We start from the raw sequence: 22056 nt of genomic DNA, 5'->3' as shown, positions 1-22056 counted from the left end.
GCTGAATTCGATCAGTGAGCAAGCCGGTTATGGCTGGTGTTGATCGGCAGTGATGCGGATTGTTTGCTCTCTTGCCAATACGCGCTCGATACGTTGAAACAACCCCTGATTCTTTGCCTTGGCTGCAGGGCGTAGCCGATCGGCCTCCTCGATCACAGCCTGCAGTGCCTTTGCTGGATCGGGTTGCTTGCTCGAATAGCCCAACCGTTGCCCAAGGTCGTACCGCAAGTTCTGCGCAGCGCCGTTTACCGCCTGAGTAAGTGTCTCCTCGCCACTCTCAAAACGGTCAAAATCCCGTCCGAATTGCGAGGAAAGCCCCCCCTCGTAATAGTCTTCCAGGTAATTGCAGTCGAATAAGGCCAGATGAAGCTCCATGATCTCCAGCAATTGCTCAGCCCGCCCGGGAGTCTCATCGGTGACTGATGGGAAGCGCTTCGCGATCAGCCCGCTGATTGCTACCAAATAGGCTTTCCGCGCCTTGTCTTCTCGTTTTTCGAGTTCAACCCGTACCTCTTTTGCACGCTCAACGTGACGGTTGAGGTCGCGTAGGAGAACTGCAGCCCGCTTTAGCAGGTCGCGGTCGTCCATATCCAGGAGCTCGCTAAGGCCGATACTGGGGGTACTGAGCTGCTCCAGCTGATTGCAGGTAGCAGTGAGCTGGGCCTGCTGGGTTTTGAGGTCACTACCGCTGCTGTATTTGAGCACTTCGAGGACCTGCGCAGAGGTAATACGTCCGTAGAGCGGGTTCGATTTGGTAGCCATACTGGGGCCTCAGATAACCATAAATGAAGCATCGACCCAGTCTCGGAGATGCGGAGCGGCTGGGCCAGTTGGGGGGGCAAGCAGGACACCAGCTTACCATGGGAGGTTCTAGCAAACCGGGCTGCTACGCCGGCGCGAAGTCAGGTCGCCAGCTTCTTCGCGCGGCTGAGGTCTTGAACTCGGGAGGCCGAGATGCCAGCGAGTTTGGCCAACAACGAATGGGGGATAACACCTAGGAGATGGTTGTATCTCGCAGCTTTTGATACGCGCACGTAGGGCTTCACGCCCAGAAAATCCCGGCGCTTTTCGATGATGCTGTAAGGAACCCCTACGATGCGGCTGATCTTGGCGATCGACATGCTGTGCAATAGGGATTCGTAACCCAGCAAAGGACCATGGAAGTCCTGCAGAGGGGCTATTTCAACGGGCTGGAGTAGAGGAGCGACTGGCTCGAACCCGAGCGACTCTCTCGTTTGCTGTACGGCATCGAGCGGTACGTCGGACACCCGAGCTATCTCTTGATCACTCACGAAGCCGAAAAGGGGCTTGTAGGCTCTCAGAGGGTGTCCAAGAGGTAGGCTTTGCTGCCGCGGTTTGGGCCTAAACACAGGCAGAATTTTTTGGGACTCCCTGTAGGCTTTCACCATGTGGGCCGAGACGCCGCATCGAGCTGCAACAGAACGATCCGAGATGACTCCCAGCAAGTGCGTATGAGGAGCGATAGCTTGCGCTACGGTGTAGGGCGGCAGTCCGTACGCTTCTCTACGGCGTTTGATGGCGTGCCTCGAAGTACCCACCTGGAGGGACAGGTGGAGATCCTTCATGGTGCCCAGTAGGTGGTCATAGTCCCGTGGTTTACCGATCGCTGCCGGATTTACGATCCTCGGTAGGCTTGATTCCATTCAGTGCTCCAACACTTGCTTAATGCCGCCGGCGCTCCGGTGAAAACTCAACTCAGTTACGCGGCAAAAGGAACATGGTAACAGCCCCCTTACCGAGAATTCATGCACACTTTGAGCGGACGAGGTGATCTTTCTGACAATCCAGCACTCCACTCTGAAGGGAAAGCTCAGATAGCGAGGTCGCGGATCGTGCAACCACCCAAGGTACCGAATCCGGGTTGGATCGCTCCACAACTGGTGACTTTGACGACTCGACCTCCGCAAGGTGAATGGAGGTACGAGCTAAAGTACGACGGGTATCGTCTTTTGGTCCGGATCGATGGTGACCAGGTGCAGCTTTTCACCAAGAACGGTTTTGACTGGACCGATCGTATGCCGCGGCTTGCCAAAGACCTTAAACGCCTGGCCGTGCATTCGGCCTGGCTCGATGGTGAGGTCGTGATTCAGGAAGACGACGGTCGACCTGCCTTCCAAGCCCTGCAGTCAGCGTTCGCCTCGAAGGCCACTGATGACCTGGTCTATATAGCCTTTGACTTGCTGTACCTCAATGGTGCGGATCTTCGGGGTGAAGCCGTCGAGCTAAGGCGACACGTCCTCGAGGCACTTCTCGAACATTGTCCGATGGAGCGAGTGCGGTTCTCCGCAACCTTGGATGCTGACCCGATGCAATTGCTTGCCAATGCCTGCAGGATGAACCTGGAGGGCATCGTCGGGAAGCGAGACGGTAGCCGATACAGCAGCGCGCGGGACGGTGCCTGGGTAAAGCTCAAGTGTGGCAATCGGCAGGAATTCGTCATAGCCGGCTACAGCCGGGCTGCAGGCGGGATTGGCTCGCTACTGCTGGGCCTGCATAACGACGAAGGCCAGCTGGTCTACGCAGGAAGGGTTGGTTCCGGGTTCAGCGAGCGTACCCTGCAGGCTTTGCTGGAAGCACTCGCGCCGCTTGCCAAGGATCGCCCCGATCTGATCGACCCGCCCCGTTTGGAGCGCGCAGGGGTTGTGTGGCTAACCCCGCAGCAGGTGTGTGAAGTGAAGTTCGCGGAGATTACCCCGGCCGGAAAGGTTCGGCACGCCGTGTTCGTCGGGTTACGCGACGACAAACCGGCCGACGCCATCAGCCTGGAAAGCGACAACGAGCTGGTCTGAGCGGACAAATTCTTCAGAGGGTTATCCATCATTCGTGTTCGTTGGAAGCCAGCTCAACACCTCCATCCCACTCGGCCTGGACCTCGGAACCGCACGACTCACAAGCCGTTGTCACCTCGGGCGCAGATTCCGGAAGTTGCAACTGGCCGGCATGCCCACAACCCTCGCATCGGTAGACGTACAACACTATCGGAGCGGTCTTATCCATGGTCACGTTCTCCTATGGTCAGGCGTAGCGCTCAAGCCGGGAAAGCAGTTCAGAAATGGATTTGCTTGAACTGCGCGATTTGTCCCTTCTCCAGCATACGGACTGCACCGCTGGTCTGGGGGCGTAAATACTTTAGGTCTTTCACATCGATCTTAAGCTTGCGGGCAGCCTCATCCCAGTCTGCAGTGGCCAGGTTCAGAAGCAGCAAGGTGCCAGCGTTCTTGATGAAGTCAGAGCTAAAATGTGCTGGGGACTGTCCAGCCAAAAGAATAGACAACCCAAACTTACGCATTTCAGTGACGATGATGTTAATAGGATTGCTAACGTCCTCATCGTTAAATTTCTTGGATTCATCCAACACAACAAGGCGCCGCAGCTTTCCACCAGACTCACCTCTTTGCATCATCTCGCGGATGATTGAACGGAGGCGGAAGCGCACAAACATTTTTAGTTCGTCCTCTGACTGAGCCAAAGGTTTTAAATTATAGCGACGTACCCTTGCATTACCAAACGGAGGAGGGTTGGGGTTGAAAACGCCAGTAGCGTGAAGATTCTCAAGTCGAGTGATCACACTCAACACAACATCTTTACTGTGATACTTGATGACATCCTCAAACTCATGACCAGTTTCAATATTATTAAGGAAGGTCATATGCGCCTCGGCTGCCTTGTCTTTCGCCGTATTGAGCCGTTTCTGCTGTGCCTCCATCTCGGAATCGTCGCCTCGCGCATTTGCCTTTGCGAGTTCAGTACGCCGTTTGTTCACCGCCGACATGCACCGGCAATATTCCTCAAAACAGCTCAAGGCTTTTTTTCCATCGCCACTGTCGTCCACACCCATCCAAAGTGAACGGAGCTTACGCTTCGCAAGCCGGATCACATCAGGTAGCGTTGGGTAAACACCACGGAGCTCATTCCACTGCTTAGTTTGTATTATGTGGCGAATTTCTTCTTCGGTCGCTTCACGCCGTACCCAGGTTCGAGGATCACCAGGCAGTATGCCGCGGGCGGTGTACGCATCTGTTAGCAAATGCCGAAGCACACCTTCCTGATTACCCCCTAGCTTTCTTGAGGTCGAATTGATCGACTCGATGACGTCATTCACTGCACGGCGAACACCGCCATAATGCGGATCAGTGTTTAGGATGAGCGGGTTGAACCCGTAGCGTGATGACTCACTAAACATGACGGTCTCTGCGCCAGGGATCTCGATGTCACCGTGATAGTCGAAAATGTCGATTTCGACCTCTTCATTCATGTTGGTCACAAACTCTCGAATCCAATGAGTTTTACCAGCACCTGAAGTCCCGGCCACACCAACATGGTGATTAGAAACTCTGTCCTCTGACCAAACCACAGGTAACTCAACATTATCTTTTTTGAGTTTCCAGTAGTCGCTCCCCAATCTGATAGCTGTAGACATAAAAACTCCTTAATCGTCGAAGGCTTCTTCAGGTATCTCTAGGTCATCCCCTTCATCACCCAGCAACTCCTCGAATTCGTCTTCGTCACGCACCCGGTGGTAATAGCCGGAAAGACCGTTCGCCTCTGCGGCATGTACAGCTTTGCGGGCAGCATGGAACAACACAATGCCGCGTTGTTCTGGGGTCACTTCAAACCGGGTAATACTGTCCATGTGAGCTGCTGTCGCCACAATTTCATCGAGAATGGGATCATCCAGCTTCGGATAGTAGGCGGATTCAACTCTGCGCAATTGGGCAGTAACATAATCGACTGAATGGTGATCGGTTGTGCTGATCCTTTCGGCGCTATGCGGTAGCCTTGAATATTCTGGTCGCTCAATTTGAAGGAAACGGTTAATACGGGCCGACAGTTTGCTAGTTTTTTTGTGCTCATCCGGGATGTAGAAGCTGGAGCTCGGAACAACGCTATCTTTGAAGATGACCATGCCTTCGCCGGCTTGGAGCTTTTTCAAATCAGGCAGCTCGATCTTGTTACGTTTCTCAATGTTGGCTCCCGCTTGAGCGCGGAAGGAGGATTGCATGGTACCGGAGCTTTCGTCGTACCCGCCTAGGACACTGTAATACCCTTCACCGCCAGCCTTGCGGATGAAGTCGTAGGTGTCCTCAGGGTCTTCAAGTGCGAGCACCCACTTAACTTTGGTATTGGCCAGCATCGACGCAGCTTCGTCAGCTGCCTCGCCACGTTTCAGACCCTGCATGTCTTGAACTGCCGCAACCATCATGAAGCCCAGACTACGAGCCTGTGCGAACATGACAGCGATCCCTGCAGCAAAGTAGTACGCCAGCTCATCACTGATGATGAGGTAGGGGTTGGGCGCATTGGTCGCTTTTGTGTCGAGCACCTGCTCTTTCGTCCCCTCCAGTTTGTAGCCGAGATTTTGGGCCATCATCAAGCGAATGGACGAGATGTAGAGCTTGCCCAGCGATGCCGCTTCGGAGGCTGATTTCTCCAGGCTCGGGATCATCACCACAAGCAGCCTATCGTTAAGCAACACATCCATCATGTCGATCTCCGGATACTTATCGCTGAACACGTGCGAATAGGTATCCATCATCATCGAGAAGATGCGAGAGAATTGACCTGTCAAATAGCCATGCTGGTTAAATACTTCAGCGTCCCATTTAGAGGGATCATCCACCAAGTCCGGGTTGAAACCCGGAAGGCCGGTCTCAAAATATGCTTTGATAGGCAGGTAAGCAGTCTCGGGAATCAAGCCCTGCTGGCCTTCTTTGTATAGCTCGACCAGATTCTTTAGCGCGAGATAATGGCGGAAGGTGGCAACGGAAATTTCAATCTCGCCCCTGGCGCGCTTGTAGCAAAGCGTCCTGATCACTGCGTCGACCATGTTGATCGCTTTTTCCTGCCACTTAGCACCATCGCCACTGGCCGCTGGCAGCAGCGACGCCAAAAGCTGCAGCAAAAAGTCGGCAGCACCGTCACCAAAGGGATTCAGCGAGTTCGACTGCGCTCTAAAGTCCGAAGTCCACTCTTTCCCATTTTCGCGTGCCACCATACTATCGAATGGGTCCATACCTCCGGTCAAATAGTTGAGAATCAAGAAATCATCTTCACGGCCTAGGCGCCTGGCGAGCGACCACAGGCAAAATGCTAGGTTGGAGTCTGCTTTGCCGTCTGCGTAGCAAGCTCCCGATCCCCAGCAAAGTGCGTTGAAGAACAACGCCATGAGAGTTTCACTTTTTCCACTGCCTGTGGTTCCAGGAATCCACATATGTGTACGGCAGTCGGAGTTGTTGAGCCAAAGTTCTCGACCTTCGTCTTCACTCCTAGCAATGCCCTCGGCGTTTGGCGTACGCAAATACCCTAGGTACATGATGCCACCAGCAGCAAGGAGCTTACGAAACGTCCGTGAGCTTTTAAATAATCCCCACAACGTTTTTTGTTCGACCAGTTCTTCGTAATAATCCGTTCGATCTTTACCGCCGATGTCTTTTGGCATCCGTAATGGCATTCTAAAACGCTGATCGTTGAATGACATTACCATCATGCACATGACCAGAACCCATACTGGCCAGGCGGCAGGTTGGTAGATCATCAACCCGATAAGCGCGAGCATCGCCAGCTTGAAGTTATTTGGCCGATGAAGCGAGACCATGAATCTGGTCCATGCTGACCGGGTGTCCCTGGACAAGCGTCCAGCTTGAATCTCGTGTTGAGAATCGATAGCCATTAATCGTCTCCTACGCGCTCAAGGAAATGCCGATAGCGCGCTCAAATTGCAAGCTAAGCGCTTTTTTAAACAGAGCCGCATCGCGAATACGGGCTATAACAGCCCGACCGCGCTCCGCAGCTTTAACCTGGGATTCGGGTATCTCGATATCCAGACGGTGCTTTACAAAATCGGTTAGGAAACGGCTGAGCGGTTGCGCTTGGTTCAGCATTTCTATCCAATATTCGAGACCGTTTTCTCGCAGGATACTGTCTGGGTCGCTACCTTCAGGAAGGAACAAGAATTGTGCATTTTTTCCATCGCACATTTCTTCCAAAACAACAGCAGAGGATCTTAAAGCCGCTTTTCGTCCAGCTTTATCGCCATCGAAGGCGAATGTAACAGTATCTGCATTTTGAAAGAGCCTACGCATTTGCACGTTGGTAAGGGACGTGCCCATAGGAGCAACTGCACGCGACTCACCAGCCTGATGGAGGCTCAACACATCGAAAAAGCCCTCGACCACCACTGCATGTCTGTCTGCACGGATGAATTGACGGGCGACGTTGAAGGCATACAGTTCCTCGCCTTTATGAAAAAGTTTCGTCTCTGGCGAGTTAATGTATTTTGGCGTTCTGTCAGGGCTCTCAATAACAGATCGGCCTGCAAAGCCAACAAGGGCACCGCCCTGGTCGTGAATCGGGATCATTATCCGGCTTCTAAATCTGTCAAATAACCGGCCATCCTCGGCTTCACAGACCAGACCACAATCAATCAGGATCTGTTGGTCGTGGCGCTTCAGCAAGAGGTCTGCAATACCAGTACCTACGGTGCCCAAACCGTACTTACCGATCGTGTCGGAGCTCAACCCGCGCTGTTGAGTCAGGTAGCCATATGACTTTGCATTCCTCTGAATGCCTCCCACATAGAGGGTTTGGGCATCCTTGAGGGCGCGGTACATAGCTGCCAACTCCGCATTCCGCGCTTGATCAGCAGCAGTATTCTGGCTGGGCTCAGGGAGTTGGATACCGGAAAACTCGGCAACCGCTGCAACGGCATCAGGGAAGGGCAGGTGGTGATGGTCCATCATCCATGTGATAGCGTCACCCTTCGCGCCACACCCATAGCAGCGGTAGAAATTACGCTCTGGGGAAACACTAAACGACGGCGTTTTTTCCTTGTGGAAGGGGCAGCAAGCGCTAAAATTTTTGCCCGATTTCTTCAGAGTAATGTCACGCGATATCAACCCCACCAAATCCGCAGCTTGGCGGACTCGGTCGAGAAACTCGTCACTGTATCTAACGTACTTCCCCATGAGCGATCCCTACTGAGCCTGCGTCTGTTCCAGCCACTGAGCAATAGCTGCCGCTTGGTTGGGAAGGGTGAGCGGCGTCTGCGCTCCCTGCTGGTTGATTACCGTTGGCGTGCCCAGGAACTGCAGCTTTCTGAATACTTGGTCATTGGCCCGAACATGGGTAAGGCCTTCCTCGCATACAGGCCCATCAATCGGCCGCCCCTTGGCAATGGCTTTCCACATCGAGGCGCGCTGCTCGATCGGAGCGCAAAGCATCTGTGCGATAGGCTTGGCAGAGCCTTCACCACCGATCACCGATACAGGGAAAATTTCAACGGTATGATCCGCGGCGAGCTGCTCGAGCTCAGGTTCGAATTTCTGGCAGTGAGGGCAAGAAGGATCAGAGAAGACGTAGACAGTCCCTTTGGCCCCTTCGGATAGCTTCACTGAATACTTGCCAGTAGCCACCCCGGCCTTGATCGCCTCGCGGACAACTTTAGGGTCTGCTGGCTTGGGAAGGCCGGGGATGTTAGAGAGGTCTGGAGCAGGCTGTTGAAAGGTCTGTGGGTTTTGTGGAGCAAAGGCCGGGGTAGGGGGCTGTGGTGCCTGGAGACCGCTGCCAGAACCATACTGCGCCTCGGTAGGGGCCTGGAGACCGGTCAGTTTTGCCGCGAACATGTTCAAGCCGAGTGCAAAAATGATTGCGAAAGCGGGGATAACTGCCCACTTTACGAACCCCTTGGCCCGGGAGGTCCAGCGCCGGCGCACCCCATGCGAAACGATAGCGCTCTGGAGTGCTTCAAAGGCGTCAATCGCTAGTTGTTCGGTGCCAAAGAATTCGAGAACGACCTGCTCCAGCTTCCCTCCAAATGCGCTGGTCACGAGGATCTGCTTACCCTCACGCTTCAGAGACAGCCCGCGCTCCAAGGGCAACAACGATACACTCCGTTCTTCACCAGTCGAGCCGAAGTGAATGTGAAGGGTGTTGTCGTATTGACGAATCTTGTCTCGGTTTTTCATTGGCTATCTCCAGTATTCAGATCGACGAGACCAAGTTTGGCCAGATATTTTTCAACCCCGTCGATTGCATCTTCGATAAATGGCTCGGTTAATCTATAACCAGTGTCATCGGCATAACTTTCCCAGTGGGTCTGCGTGTAAACTGCCCCCGCTTCCATAAGCGGAGCTTTACGCTTTCCTAGGTTCAGCGCGTAGAACAAAGAACGGTCCATCCCTTTCAACCAACGAAATTGAGACGATGGCAGTTTTCCCAAGTTACTTGCTTGTTGGTGCATTGCATAAAGCATTGTTCTAGGGTAAGGGTGTTTATCAAGCCAGGTTTGAGCTTCTGGGTGGGCTGCATACTTCTTGAATGCATCTTCAGCTAAGTTCAAATCTGGATAGCCTTTCTTTCCCTCAAAGGTGTTGTGGTGGCATGAACGATTCAGAGCGTCCAGCAGTTCCTGGGCCTTCTTCATATCGCGCCCATCCGATAACAGCCTGGCGCCAAACACAGCAAACATGGCTCGCTCGGTAGCGCTAAGCTCATTGAGGCTTTTGATCCGGCTACCCAAGTCTTTCTCCAGCAGCTCCCGGCAGCGCTCCCGGTCGAGCCGTCGATTGACAATGAGACCGTGCTGCAGAGCCCATTCTTCGGGATGGATCGCGCTGCGATGTTCCTCAGGATCTTCATTCAAGAGCAGCGTGTGCGGATCGCCGTAATACAATGACGGGATGATGGCGGGCGAATGGTTAGACATCACCCATGGCAGCGTTTCTACTGTGATAACTCGGCGGGTTTTGTTAGCAGCATGCCGGTGCGCCGCACGAAATCCTCGTAGTGCTAATAAGATGGGGATAAAAATGAAGAAGTACCCAGAAATATTGAGTAGACGCAATAGATCGGCAAACTTTACTTGCGAGGGATTCATCGCAAGCTGAGCCGCTTCGTATCGCCACAGGCGGATTTGATCGGGCATAAATGACCAGTCAAAGACACCAAGCTGGTGCCAAGCCCATTTCAACCCCCAGTAACTTATAGTGCCGTGCCAGCGAGACCAGCACATCCAGCCAAACACAACAGGAAGTGCGATTATTAGTAACCACACGACTCCCATACCATCAGACTCAACCTGGCTTTGGCGCGCCATATTCCCTCCTAGAATCTCAATGAGTTGTTATATACGCGCTGTATATAGGGATATTTGAATTTTGGAGTTCTTGAGTGGTAGTGACCAACACCATCCCAAAAACTCCCACCGGCCTGATTAATTTCGTAGCGCAGGATGTAAGCGCCGGCCCTTGCCGCCCAGCAGAAATCGCTGGTGATGAGTTCGGGCGGGACGCCGAACTCGCTTTGCAGTCGGTTTGCCCAGACCGTGTTGATCTGGAAGGGGCCATGATCAATCGTGCCGTTCTTATTCGCGCTCTTTAATGGTTCACCGCTGCCGCTTTCGGTAAGCCATACAGCGATTAGGCCACGCAATGGCAAGCTGTAATCCCGAGCAGCCTGCACCATGCAGGCAGGTACCAGGTCTTGGGCGACATCAGGCGGTGGAGCGGGAATTGGAACCATTAGGCAATCCTTCCGTAATAACCCGTGATGGTTTATGCTTTTCCGTATGGTAGCTATTCTACGGAATCAAGGCAAGGCAAACCACACCAGTCGCTGGGTTGGTCCAGACGGCTCCAGACACAAGGGTAAGGAGGGTTGATGGAAAAAATTCTTTGGATCGCTGAGAAAGAATCCCAGCTATCCCAGGGTGTATTCCCTGTGCTCAATGGACACACTTCTGACCGTGGGGCAGGCTGGACAAAACACGGTAACGACTGGTGCGTGTGGCTGGATGGACATGCCTTTCAACAGGCAACGCCTGATGACTATTTGCCCGACGATCTGCCTACTACCGGCAAGGGTCGGAAAATTTGGCGGATGGAAGACCTGCCAATTATCCCACCAGAACAACAATGGAAAATTCTGCCCGATCCTCGCAAACGGCCCCGGCTCAGCAAGCTGAAAGAGCTTTTGGCCTGGTGTGACGTTGTGTACCACCTTGGCGATCCAGACAGCGAGGGACAAAGCCTTGTCGATGAGGCGCTTGAGTACTATCGCTGCCGCAAGCCGGTTAAACGGGTTTTGATCAACGACTACAACCCCAGCAAGGTCCGCGAAGCACTCGCCAATATGCGTGACAACTCTGATCCGCTGTTCAGAGGATGGCGGTTGTGGGGGCTTGCTCGGAGCCGTTATGACTGGCTTTTGGGCATGAACGGTACGCGGGCGATGACCCTTCGAGGGCGCGACATGGGCCACCAAGGATTGCTGCCCGTTGGTAGCGTGCAGAGCCCTTTGCTTTACGTCGTCCGCGAGCGGGACCGAGCTATCGAGTCTTTCAAACCAGTCCCTTATCAAGACATTACTGCCGTTTTCACAGCCGAAGCGGGGATTTCGATCCGCGGCCGCTGGGTGCCACAGGATGACCAGGCTGGCCTGGACGAGTCCGGTCGTCTGGTCGACGAAGGCGTCGCTAAACGACTTCTTGCACGCCTGCAGGATGGCGTCCCCGGGGACGCCTCAGTCATCGAGCACTCGGTCACCGACAAGAAGAAAAAGCCCCCACTTCCCTTGTCCATGAATGAACTGCAAATGGAAGGTTTCAGCCGCTTCGGCTACACCGGTGACGAGGTGATGGAGGCCGCGCAAAAGCTCTACGACACCTACAAGGTCATGACATATCCTCGTACCGATGTGCGCTTCCTTTCTGAAGCCCATCATGCCGAGGCGCCCGGCGTGATCGCCGGAATCTTGCAGCTGCGGCCAGATTTGCAGGCCATTGCTCGTGAGTTGGACCCACACCGCAAATCAGCAGCCTTCAATGATGCGAAAATGCGTACTCCCACGGGTGAACCCACCCCGCATCACGGCATCATCCCTTCAAGCCCGGAAAATCCAGTCAATGTGGCTGACTGGTCGGAGCCTGAGCGGAACGTGTACGACATGGTGGTGCGGGCGTATCTTGCCCAGTTTGCAGCCGATTACCGGTATCGGTCGATGGTATTGCGCATTCGCGTTCAGGTTGGTGAGGTGTTCGCTGCAACTGGTGTCTGCCCAACCGAGCAAGGTTGGAAAGCTGTTTACAAGGAGCCACCACCGCTGGATGGTGCGCCCGCCGAAGACGAAGGGCCCGAGGGTGAACTTCCTGATGTGCAGATCGGCGATCTGTTGCAGTGGTTGGAGGTGACTTCAACAGGCAAGGTAACTACTGCGCCACCGCGCTTCGACGACAACATGCTCCTCGATGCAATGAAAAATCTGCATCGGTACGTGGACGATGTGGAGTTGAAAAAGCGGCTCAAAGAGGGTGAGGGGATAGGTACTACTGCCACCCGTGCAGGCATCATCGCCGACATGAAGCGGCGTAGCCTGTTTGTGCCGGCGGGAGGAAAGGGCAAAAAGCTCATGACCAGCCCTGAAGCCAGGAGCTTGATTGACGCTCTGCCCATGCGCGTTAAAGACCCCGCACAAGCAGGTGCCTTCAAGCGTTCGCTGGATCAAGTCGCAGATGGAGCGATGAGCCTGAGCGACTTCATGCGCTACGCCGAGGAATTCGTTCGTGACGTTGTTGCCACTGCCAAGGACGCCTCCATCACGCCCCTCCCGCCCGCAGCCGGCGAAGGCGTTCCCTGTCCTAACTGCAAGAGCGCATTGCAAAACCGGGGCAAGCGTACCGTATGTTCCAGCTGCGAGTTCGTACTTTGGCACGAGGTATCAGGAAAGACTCTCACTCCAAGCCAGATCGAACTGTTGTTGGTCAAGGGTGAAACACCTGTCATCAAGGGCTTCGTGAGTCGTCAAAAGCAGTCCAAGTTTTCCGCGAAGCTGAGGCTGGACACCGGCACAGGAAAAACGACGTTCGTGTTCGACTCAGCACCCAGCACCCCGGATCGTCCAGCTCCAGCTGCGCCGGCGATGTCGTCCAACAAGCTTGAGTGCCCACGCTGCTCAGGTGAGATTGCAGCGGTACCAGGTCACTTTGAATGCAAAGCGTGCCAGTTCAAAGTCGGTGCAGTGATCGCCAGTCGGCCGCTGAGTGCTTCGGAAGCGGATGCGCTGTTCAAGAGCGGGATTACGGAGAAGCTCTCTGGATTTCTCAACCGTGAAAAGCGCCCATTCACCGCTTACCTCAAACTCAACCGGGATAGCTGGAAAGTCGAATTCGACTTCGGCAAGAAGGTGGGCTGAATGATCACCGATTTCCTGAACGAACATGACCGGCAGCTGCTGGCCCACGAAAAGAGTTTCCAGGATCTGGTGCTGCAGCACATGCGAGCGCTACCGGCGCTGGAGTGGATGAGGTTCAGAACCATCGCCCGAGACAATAGCGCTTGGGGAGATGCCGCCGCGCGAAGCCTCTACAAACACGAGGAGGTGCTGCAAGCATCACTCAACCTGCCAACGTTGGGTTTGGGCGACTTGCCCAAATCCTATGCCGCCGGGGCCAGCGTCATAGGCCAGCTCGGGGGACAACCCGTGCTCTATTTTGAGGGCACTGGCTATTACGCATGGGCCTTGGCTCCCGAGACATCGTCAATCCTCGAGGCTTCAATCACTTATCCAGCCTACCCGCCAGGGTGGGCTGAAGGAGATCGTTCATGATTCGCCGCACATTGCCGATCCTGCTGATGATCCTATTGGCTGGCTGCAACCAGGAATCAGGGGCATCAAAAGAGCCTGGCGAACACAGGGAAGTTATCCAGGGGATGCACACCCAATTTATTAAAGTCACCGAGGGTCAGAATCAATGGTATGAGATGGCCATTTCGGTAGACGACAGCAATACGTTCCGCATGCCAGTGTTCTTTGCTGAGGACGGGAAATTGGTTCGCATCGATGACAAGCAAGCTCGCAAGCTGTTTGATCGGTGGCTCAAAGAACGAGCCAAAGGGATAGCAGCGTTCAGTTCAGTAGACGAGCAGGTTGGCTTCAAAGGGCCATTCCTGGCGCTCGACGTCAAACGGTAGGAAATCAAATGTTTAACGAGACTGAAATGAAGGTCGTCCCGGCCTACTTCGCCAAAAATCCTGCAGGAATGTCGGTGCCATTTATCGTCTCCCTGATGCTGGTGGATGCGGATCACAAACCTGCTTTGCCGCCGTCGGTTGAGACCTCCATCGATCGCACGGCAGGTATCACAGGCGCGGAGGGGGTGGCATTGGCGAACGTCTATGACACCGATGATTTACGTGCCTTGGCGGTCAACAGCATCAACCGAGCCCATAGCCTTAAAGAGTTGGCCATTGTGCTGTTCCGCTGCCAAAGCGCGCCTACTGCGGAACAACTGATGACCGTGTTGAATGACTGCTTCGAGCTGTCCTTGGTCAAAGACAGCGCCGCAAGGGGAAACGATGAATAATCGAATCATGCGGTTATTTGTAGGTGCTTTGAGTGTCGTAGTGGGCCTGGCCATGGCGATCAACTCTCGACTGAATGAACTCAGTCCCACAGCCGACTGGCTTCAGTCTGCATTATTTTTGATACTTGGCCTCGCCTTGATCACCAAGGCCTTCACACCAAAAAAGAAGGACAATGCCATGCCGGCACAATGGACGGATCACCAGCTTGCGGCCTTTGGAGCCGCGATGGAAACCATTGGCAACATGATCGCACTCAAAGCTCGCGACATCCACAACGAGCGCAGCAAGGACGAACCGAACCAGGCGCTGATTGATCAGCTGAGGGCCGAGCAAGCTGAGCTCGTAATCGAGCGCTCCCGGCTTCGCATTGACGACAATGTGGCGGTAGCGCACGTAATAGAGCGCTACGGGCCGATTGTCAAAGCTTCGGTTTGAAGGGGATACCTCATGGCATCTCCCGGTCACGTTGGCCTTACCGTTGCTCAGGCCCAGGCGATAGTGGATCGATTCATGGCCGAATATCGTGGTCACATAGGTGTGACTGCTATTATCAAGGCCACGCAGGAGGAAATTTATGGACCCGACGCCGCAAGAGAAAAAATCGGATACCGAATTGACGCAGCCTACCACCCAGCAAGAGCCATCTTTACCCTTGCCGCTTCCAATATGGGTGATGAAGGGGCCGTCCGACGAGCGCTGCGCCACGAGCTCCTCGGGCATTATGGGCTCAACACCTTCAATCCCGAAGAAAAGCGGGAATTCCTGGATCGCGTTCTTGAAACGCGCGGCGAACCTTCACTAGCCCATATTTGGGCGTACGTGGATCAGCACTACGCCAAACTCCCCGGCATCCATCGTGCAGAAGAGGTCTTCGCATTTGTCGCGGAGGAGGAGCGTTCATTCCTCGGAAAAGCATGGGACCGCACCCGCAATGCCCTACAAGGCATGTTAAAGGCCGTCGGACTTTCAGACGGTAGGCTTACTATCAGCGAGCTGCGCATTGAAGCTCAGGCAATCGCTGCAGGTATCAAGGAAGGACACCGACAGCAAATGACGTTTCCCAAGGACGACCAGTCGCAATTCCGACTGTCCCCAGAAGACCACGATGCCATTTTTGACGACATCGCCCTCTTGGCGCTTTCCACTACCAAACCTGTCAACCATCCAACCGCCGTTCTTCTCGGGGGACAACCTGGTGCAGGGAAGGCCGGACTCAGCAGCAAAGCACTGGATGAGTTCGGTGGTAACACCATCAAGGTTGATGCTGATGAGCTGCGCAAGCACCATCCGCAATACCTGCAGCTGATGCGGCAGAACGATCGCTTGGCCGCCGATCGTACTCATCCGGATGCCGGCGCATGGTCGGTAAAGCTCACCAACTTGGCGATCAAGAATCGGCGGAATCTCTTGATCGACGGGACCATGCGGGATCCCGATAGTCTCGCCAGGCTGTGCTCCCGCCTTCACACCGCTGGCTATCGGGTCGAAGCCCGTGTATTGGCAGTAGATCCCCTCGTCAGCCGCATGAGCATTCATATGCGCTACGAGCTGCAGCGAGAAGCCAACGGATTTGGTCGCTGGTCGAATCGAGATAAGCATGATCAGGCCTACGCAGGCCTGCCTGTAACCGTCGAACGGCTAGAATCCGATAACCTAGTCGATACGCTGCAGGTGTTTAGCCGCAACGGTACCGAGTTGTATGCGCGTCGCCTCTCTGAGGTGGATTGCACTCCAGCAGCTGGCCGACTGCGCCTCACTCAAGAACGCGAGCGCGTATGGACTCCCGAGGAGATTCGCGGCTTCAGTTACAACCTGGAAGTGATCGAGGGAAAGATGCTTGTACGGCGAGCTGCCCCGAGCGAGCATGCTGAGCTGGATGGCATCCGATCGGAGTACCGTCACAAGTACCCGACCGATCTTAGCCAGGGAGATTTCCTGAAAAGGCCGAAGCCGGGCTACTAACAGTACCTTTTAAAAACAGTGAGTTAGAAACGCACATTGTCGCGCCTTCAGTAGTTTGTATAATGACTATTATACGAACTGAAATAGGAGACGACGGCAATGCCTAGAAAACGGCGGCAGACCCCAGAGAATCAGGGGCAGATGACGTTCGATTTCGCTTTTCAAGAGACGGTAAATACCATCGAGGACCTGCAGGCCGGCCTCGATTCCGACGAAGACCAAGGAGACCGCCATTATGATCACCAACCAAACACAGCCCCTGGAAATCTCCGCACGAGTCCTGAGCCAACAGACACTCGCATCGATCCGCCAGTCGCCGTCTTTCAGTCTCCAAGGCTGGAAGATTCTGGATCGCTGGGCGCTGAACAGCCCGGAACGCCTCAAGGCGATGGAGCTTCAGGGCGAGCTGCAACTGCTCAGCCGGCTATTGGAGCAGCAAGCCCTGGAGTTGACGGCCATCAACAGCCTGCCAGCGGACAGCAAGCAGGGTCTGACCGAGCACGAGATCTTGCAAATGTTGGAGATCAAAACGGACCTGTAGCCTCCTCAGACTATGCGATTACCGGTGCTGATTCACTGGGCTCTGGCGGTCCAAAATCGAAATTCCGCGATAACATCGCTGCCATTCAACTGCTGCAGGTGCTGCACAAGGAAGGCCGTGGCCCCACCCCAGACGAGCAATCCACGCTGGTCAGGTATGTAGGATGGGGTGGACTGCCGCAGGCTTTCGATCATCGAAATGATGCTTGGCGTGCCGAGTACCAGGAACTGGCCTCACTGCTCAGCCAAGATGAGTACGAGAGGGCCAGGCGCTCCACCCAGGACGCGCACTACACCTCCCCCACCGTAATCGACGGCATTTACGAGGGACTGGAGCGACTAGGGTTCAAAGGTGGCAAGGTTCTGGAACCAGCTGCCGGCACTGGCAATTTCATCGGCCTGATGCCGACAGAAATGCGGAGCAACAGCCGCATCACCGCCATCGAGCTTGACCCTCTGACAGCGCAGATCGGCGCTCATCTTTATCCATCATCCACCTTCATCAATCGCGGCCTGCAGGATGTGGCTATCCCAAGCGCATACTTCGATGCCTGCGTGGCGAATCCGCCCTTCGGATCGCAATCGTTGTATGACCCGCATCACCGCGAATTGGCTGGTTTCTCGATCCACAACTACTTCCTGGCTAAATCGCTCAATACGCTCAAACCTGGTGGTGTGATGGGAGCCGTGGTCAGTCGGTATTTCCTCGATGCCGCCAATAGCAAGGCGCGTGAACATATCGCAGATACGGCCCACTTCCTGGGCGCTATTCGTCTACCCAACACGGCGTTCAAAGAGAATGCCCTTACCGAAGTAACGACGGATATCGTGTTTTTCCAGAAGGCTCTCCCCGGAGACCAACCGGAGCGCCGTTGGGTAGATGTCGGTGAAATACGAGATCGCGAATCGGGTGAGCCAATCACGATCAACCAGTATTTCATCGACAATCCCGAGCAGATGGCCGGCCGGATGGCCCTCACAGGGAAGATGCGCCGCGATGCCGCTGATTTGATTGCGGAGCCAGGCCAGGACCTGAGCGCGGCGATCACCGCCCGACTTCAAGCGTTGCCTGCAGGTGTTATCAGCACCTTCACAGGCGAGCCTTTTGATCATGAAACTGATGGCCAAGCAGGTAAACCCGAGGTCGACCTGCCAGCGAATACCAAAGTGGGTTCCTACTTTGTGACCGCTGACGACCAATTGGCCCGTCGCTTGCCAGATCAGCTTGCAGCCCACGACTACCAGTTGATTACCCCGAAAACCGAGCGGGCAGGCCAACGCATTCGCGGCATGATTGAGGTACGTGACGCTCTGCGCGCGTTGATGAATGCTGAGCAGTCCGTTGACCCTCAAGATCTGGAAACCTTGCGCGGCCGTTTGAATGGCCTGTACGACAAGTACGTCCGTCGATTTGGCCACCTGAGTAGCCAAGCCAACCGCCTGGCGATGGGGGAGGATCCTGAATACCCTCTGCTCAATGCGCTTGAGAGCAACTACGATCGCGGCGTATCGGCTGACATGGCACGCAAGCACGGTGTGCCGGCGCGCAATCCCACAGCGGATAAAGCCGCAATCTTCTCGCGCCGCGTGATGAGCCCACGCGAAGAAATTCGGCACGTCGAATCCGCTAAGGATGCACTGGTTGTCAGCATGAACCAGGTGGGCCGTGTAGACCTCGAGCGCATGATCCGCTTGTGCGGTCTGAGTGAGCCTGAACTCCTTCGCGACCTGAAGGGACTTGTCTACTTCAATCCGGGCAAGGATCGCTGGGAAACAGCCGATCAGTACCTGACCGGGAACGTGAAAGCGAAACTCAGAGGAGCGCTTCGAGCCGCGGAACACGATCCAAAGTTCTTGGAGAACGTCGAGGCGCTGCGTCCGATACAGCCAGCAGACATCGAGCCGATCGACATTTCCGTGCAGCTGGGTTCGACCTGGGTACCGGCGAAGACAATCGATGATTTCGTCGTACACCTGATGGGGGATGTACGCCGGCGCATCGACTACCAGGAGGCCTTGGGCAAGTGGATGGTGAACATCTCCGAGGGGGATAACACCACCATGCGCGTCACCTGGGGCACCGAAGCGTACCCCGCAAACAAGCTGGTAGAGGCGGTTTTAACGAACCGCCCGATCCAAGTGAAAGTGGAGGTCGGAAAGGACGATCATGGCCATCCGATCATGCAGGTTGATGAAACTCAGACCGCTGCAGCCAACCAAAAAGCGGACGAGATCCGCGCTGCGTTCACCGACTGGATCTGGGAGGATCAGGATCGTCGTGAATCCCTCTCGCGACTCTACAACGATCGGTTCAACACCAATATTCCCAGCCGCTACGACGGCTCACACCTGCAGCTGCCCGGCACCTCGCTGGACATAACGCTACGTCCGCACCAGAAGGACGCAATTTGGCGCGGAATTCAAGACGGCACAGCACTGTTCGATCACGTAGTCGGCGCCGGTAAGACGCTGGTGTGTGTCGGAACCGTGATGGAGAGCAAGCGGATGGGGCTTTTCCGAAAGCCAATGGTGTTGGTACCGAATCATCTTCTACTGCAGTGGAAGGATGCCTTCTACGACCTCTACCCTAACGCCAACGTGCTGGTTGCTGAGAAGACGGATTTCAAGAAAGAAAACCGGGAGCGACTCTTTGCCCGAATCGCTACCGGGGATTGGGATGCTGTGGTTGTGGCTCACAGCTCGTTCAAAAAAATCGGCATGCCCCCGGAGACGCTCGAGGAGCTGCTGCAGGAGCAAATCCAGGATCTCACTGACGCCATTTTGGACCTCAAGAGCAGCCAGGGCGATCGCGTGACCATCAAGGAGATGGAAAAGGCGAAAGAGCGGATGACCGAGCGACTGGAAAAGAAAGCCGACACCGGTTCTAAAGACCAGGCCGTCAGCTTTGCCGATCTGGGTGTTGACGCCTTGGTTGTAGATGAGGCGCAGGAATTCAAAAACCTGTTCATCACGACCTCGCTCAGCAGGGTATCGGGGCTGGGTAATCTGGCAGGATCGGAAAAAGCATTCGATCTTTTCGTTAAGTGTCGCTACCTGCAGCAACGGAACGACGGCCGAGGCGTGTTTCTCGCCACGGGTACCCCATTGAGCAACACGATCGCTGAGCTCTACACCGTACAACGATACCTCCAGTACGATGAAATGAAGGCCCGGGGCATCATTCATTTTGATGCCTGGGCTTCGACATTCGGCCAGGTTGTAACCGGCTGGGAGCTTGACGCTACCGGCGTCAACTACAAGCTCAACTCGCGTTTTGCAAAGTTCCAGAACGTTCCCGAGCTGACGGCGATGTATCGAACCTTCGCTGATGTAATCACACGCAAGGATCTACAGGACCAGGCCGAGGCCCGCGGTACCCGATTCCCAGTACCGAAGCTGAAAGGCGGTCGCCCGCAGAACGTGATTGTGGATCGATCGGAGGCTCAAGCTTGGTACATGGGCATTCAGCAAGAGGCGATCGACGCAGAGGGTAAACCGCTGCTTAAAGCGGATGGATCGACGTTCAAGACTTGGAACGATGGATCGATCATCCATCGCATGGAGCATTTGCCGAAGGACCCACGCCTCGACAATCCGTTGAAGATCACCAACGACGCGCGCAAAGCGGGGTTGGATTTCCGACTCATCGATCCCGGCGCTGGGGATTTCGCAGGTAGCAAAGTGAATGCGTGTGTCGATCAAGCATTCCGCATTTGGCAGGACTGGGACGACCGTAAAGGCACGCAACTGATTTTCTGTGACCTATCCACGCCAAAAGGTCCAAAACGTCCAGAACAGGCTGCTGTGAGCTCAGAAGACGAAGAAGAAGGAGAAGCCTCGATCTCTATGGACGATATTCTGGCAGGTGCCAGCTCGTTCAGCGTATACGACGACATTCGATCAAAGCTCCTCGCTCGCGGGATCCCGGCGAACCAGATTCGCTACATCCATGAGGCCAACACAGATCTGCAGAAAGCCAAGCTCTTTGCGGAGATGAATGCCGGCGAGGTCAGGATCATTCTGGGGTCAACAGCAAAGATGGGTGCCGGCATGAATGTCCAACGCCGCCTGGTCGCTCTCCATCACCTGGATGCACCATGGCGCCCAAGCGACCTGGAGCAACGCGATGGTCGCATCGAGCGGCAAGGTAACCTCTTCTATGAGATGGACCCTGACGGATTCGAGATCGAGATTCTGCGCTACGCAACGAAACAGACCTACGATAGCCGCATGTGGCAGACCATCGAATTCAAAGCAGCTGGCATCGAACAATTCCGCAAGGGGGACAGCCTCCAGCGTGTGATCGAGGATGTGGCCAGCGAGGCAGCCAACGCCGCCGAGATGAAAGCCGCGGCCACCGGTAATCCTCTGATCTTCCAGCAGGTGCAAATCGCTGCAGACCTCAAGAAGGTGGAAGCATTGTTTTCCAACTTCAAACGTGGCCAGCACTCGCTCGACAGCCGCATTGCGTGGCTGCGTGACGCCGACTCACGTGCCGATCGGGCAATCGCCCGCTGGTCAAGTGAGATCCAGCGGCGCGATGCCGGCACCAAACCTGAATTCGAGTTCTCGGCGAATGGCAGACCCTACAAAGACGCGGACAAGGAAAGACTGGCCGCAGTATTCGCCGGCGCCATGAAGCGGGCCGTCGAGCGTCGGTCTGAAGACACGTTCCAGCGCGCAGAGCTTGTGCCCGTAGGAAGCTATCGAGGTTTCGAAATTCAAGTGTCATGCGAGCGGCAGAAAATCCACTTCACCGTCACCGGTCGGGACTCATACGAGCCGGACAACCTGGTGTATCGCGTCGACGATAAATTCAGCATCAGCGGGTTCATCAGCCGGATGGACAACTTCCTGGAACGCTTGGAAGGCTGGAGGGATGAGGCCGAGTCGACACGGGGGCGCGAGCTTTCAGAGCTCAACAAAGCGATCCAGGAGAAGGCGAAGCCGTTCCAGCAGCAGACTCGGCTTGACTACCTGCGCGAGGACGCTCGGGATGTGCTTCGGGAGCTGAAGCTGATGCAAGCTGACGACTCCTACCAGTCGAAGTGGGAGCCAAAATCGGTCCTCCTACAAGGTTCCGCAGCGCCTGGACGGAGTAAAATGCGAGCGTAATAAAATGGGCGCCCATGCAGACTGTGTGAAAACACACTGGCAGGCCCTAGACCAAACGCCC

Annotated in this window: 17 protein-coding genes; 9 read left to right on the top strand and 8 right to left on the bottom strand. The window is 55.1% G+C overall.

The window, feature by feature from the left end:
• Nucleotides 1-27 precede the first annotated feature (27 nt).
• A complete protein-coding gene (locus LU684_RS23120) occupies nt 28-762 on the bottom strand; it encodes a hypothetical protein (protein ID WP_134630152.1) in 735 nt (244 codons plus the stop codon).
• A gap of 140 nt (nt 763-902) precedes the next feature.
• Nucleotides 903-1268, bottom strand: coding sequence for a hypothetical protein (locus LU684_RS23115; protein ID WP_232891622.1), 366 nt, complete (start codon nt 1266-1268; stop codon nt 903-905).
• A 498-nt stretch (nt 1269-1766) separates the two neighbouring features.
• On the opposite strand from LU684_RS23115, the gene ligD reads away from it, so the two are divergent.
• Nucleotides 1767-2810, top strand: a complete 1044-nt coding sequence (ligD, locus tag LU684_RS23110) for a non-homologous end-joining DNA ligase (protein WP_134630153.1) — start codon at nt 1767-1769, stop codon at nt 2808-2810.
• A gap of 257 nt (nt 2811-3067) precedes the next feature.
• Here ligD and LU684_RS23105 read toward each other — a convergent pair whose 3' ends face one another.
• The 6 genes from LU684_RS23105 to LU684_RS23080 are packed head-to-tail and all read right to left on the bottom strand — an operon-like array spanning nt 3068 to nt 10539.
• The gene (locus LU684_RS23105; RefSeq protein ID WP_102642973.1) at nt 3068-4441 is read right to left on the bottom strand and encodes a hypothetical protein; all 1374 of its coding nucleotides are present in this window, start codon (nt 4439-4441) and stop codon (nt 3068-3070) included.
• Nucleotides 4442-4450: 9 nt separating this feature from the next.
• Complete coding sequence (locus tag LU684_RS23100) at nt 4451-6691, bottom strand: hypothetical protein (RefSeq protein WP_102642974.1); 2241 nt, start codon at nt 6689-6691, stop codon at nt 4451-4453.
• A gap of 10 nt (nt 6692-6701) precedes the next feature.
• Nucleotides 6702-7985 carry a DNA primase gene (gene dnaG, locus LU684_RS23095; protein WP_232891624.1) on the bottom strand — a complete coding sequence of 428 codons (1284 nt, stop codon included), beginning with the start codon at nt 7983-7985 and terminating at the stop codon, nt 6702-6704.
• Nucleotides 7986-7994: 9 nt separating this feature from the next.
• Entirely contained in the window at nt 7995-8984 is a 990-nt protein-coding gene (locus tag LU684_RS23090) for a DsbC family protein (protein WP_134630396.1), read from the bottom strand.
• Nucleotides 8981-10114, bottom strand: coding sequence for a secretion/conjugation apparatus DotM-related subunit (locus LU684_RS23085; RefSeq protein ID WP_134630395.1), 1134 nt, complete (start codon nt 10112-10114; stop codon nt 8981-8983). The genes LU684_RS23090 and LU684_RS23085 overlap by 4 nt, the downstream gene beginning before the upstream one ends.
• Nucleotides 10115-10122: 8 nt before the next feature.
• Nucleotides 10123-10539 carry a lytic transglycosylase domain-containing protein gene (locus tag LU684_RS23080; protein ID WP_014003990.1) on the bottom strand — a complete coding sequence of 139 codons (417 nt, stop codon included), beginning with the start codon at nt 10537-10539 and terminating at the stop codon, nt 10123-10125.
• Nucleotides 10540-10677: 138 nt separating this feature from the next.
• Here LU684_RS23080 and LU684_RS23075 point away from each other — a divergent pair, with 138 nt between their 5' ends.
• The 8 genes from LU684_RS23075 to LU684_RS23040 all read left to right on the top strand — a co-directional run bounded on the left by LU684_RS23075 (nt 10678) and on the right by LU684_RS23040 (nt 21995).
• Nucleotides 10678-13206: a type IA DNA topoisomerase gene (locus tag LU684_RS23075; RefSeq protein WP_134630394.1), complete on the top strand. Its 2529-nt coding sequence runs from the start codon at nt 10678-10680 to the stop codon at nt 13204-13206.
• Nucleotides 13207-13620: a hypothetical protein gene (locus tag LU684_RS23070; RefSeq protein ID WP_134630393.1), complete on the top strand. Its 414-nt coding sequence runs from the start codon at nt 13207-13209 to the stop codon at nt 13618-13620.
• Nucleotides 13617-13985, top strand: a complete 369-nt coding sequence (locus LU684_RS23065) for a hypothetical protein (RefSeq protein ID WP_102642980.1) — start codon at nt 13617-13619, stop codon at nt 13983-13985. Before LU684_RS23070 ends, LU684_RS23065 begins: the two co-directional genes overlap by 4 nt.
• 8 nt (nt 13986-13993) lie before the next feature.
• Nucleotides 13994-14377: a hypothetical protein gene (locus LU684_RS23060; protein ID WP_134630392.1), complete on the top strand. Its 384-nt coding sequence runs from the start codon at nt 13994-13996 to the stop codon at nt 14375-14377.
• A complete protein-coding gene (locus LU684_RS23055; protein ID WP_208538795.1) occupies nt 14370-14813 on the top strand; it encodes a hypothetical protein in 444 nt (147 codons plus the stop codon). The genes LU684_RS23060 and LU684_RS23055 overlap by 8 nt, the downstream gene beginning before the upstream one ends.
• A 75-nt stretch (nt 14814-14888) precedes the next feature.
• The gene (locus LU684_RS23050) at nt 14889-16340 is read left to right on the top strand and encodes a zeta toxin family protein (RefSeq protein ID WP_232891626.1); all 1452 of its coding nucleotides are present in this window, start codon (nt 14889-14891) and stop codon (nt 16338-16340) included.
• Nucleotides 16341-16575: 235 nt separating this feature from the next.
• Complete coding sequence (locus LU684_RS23045) at nt 16576-16881, top strand: hypothetical protein (RefSeq protein WP_009682487.1); 306 nt, start codon at nt 16576-16578, stop codon at nt 16879-16881.
• Between the two features lie 98 nt (nt 16882-16979).
• Nucleotides 16980-21995, top strand: a complete 5016-nt coding sequence (locus LU684_RS23040) for a DEAD/DEAH box helicase family protein (protein WP_232891628.1) — start codon at nt 16980-16982, stop codon at nt 21993-21995.
• Nucleotides 21996-22056: the final 61 nt, after the last annotated feature.

This window comes from Pseudomonas sp. NMI542_15, assembly GCF_021283425.1.
GTDB classification, from domain to species: Bacteria; Pseudomonadota; Gammaproteobacteria; order Pseudomonadales; family Pseudomonadaceae; genus Aquipseudomonas; species Aquipseudomonas fortuita.
The sequence above is the reverse complement of the archived record's forward strand: the minus strand, read 5'-3'. Positions and strand labels throughout refer to the sequence as shown.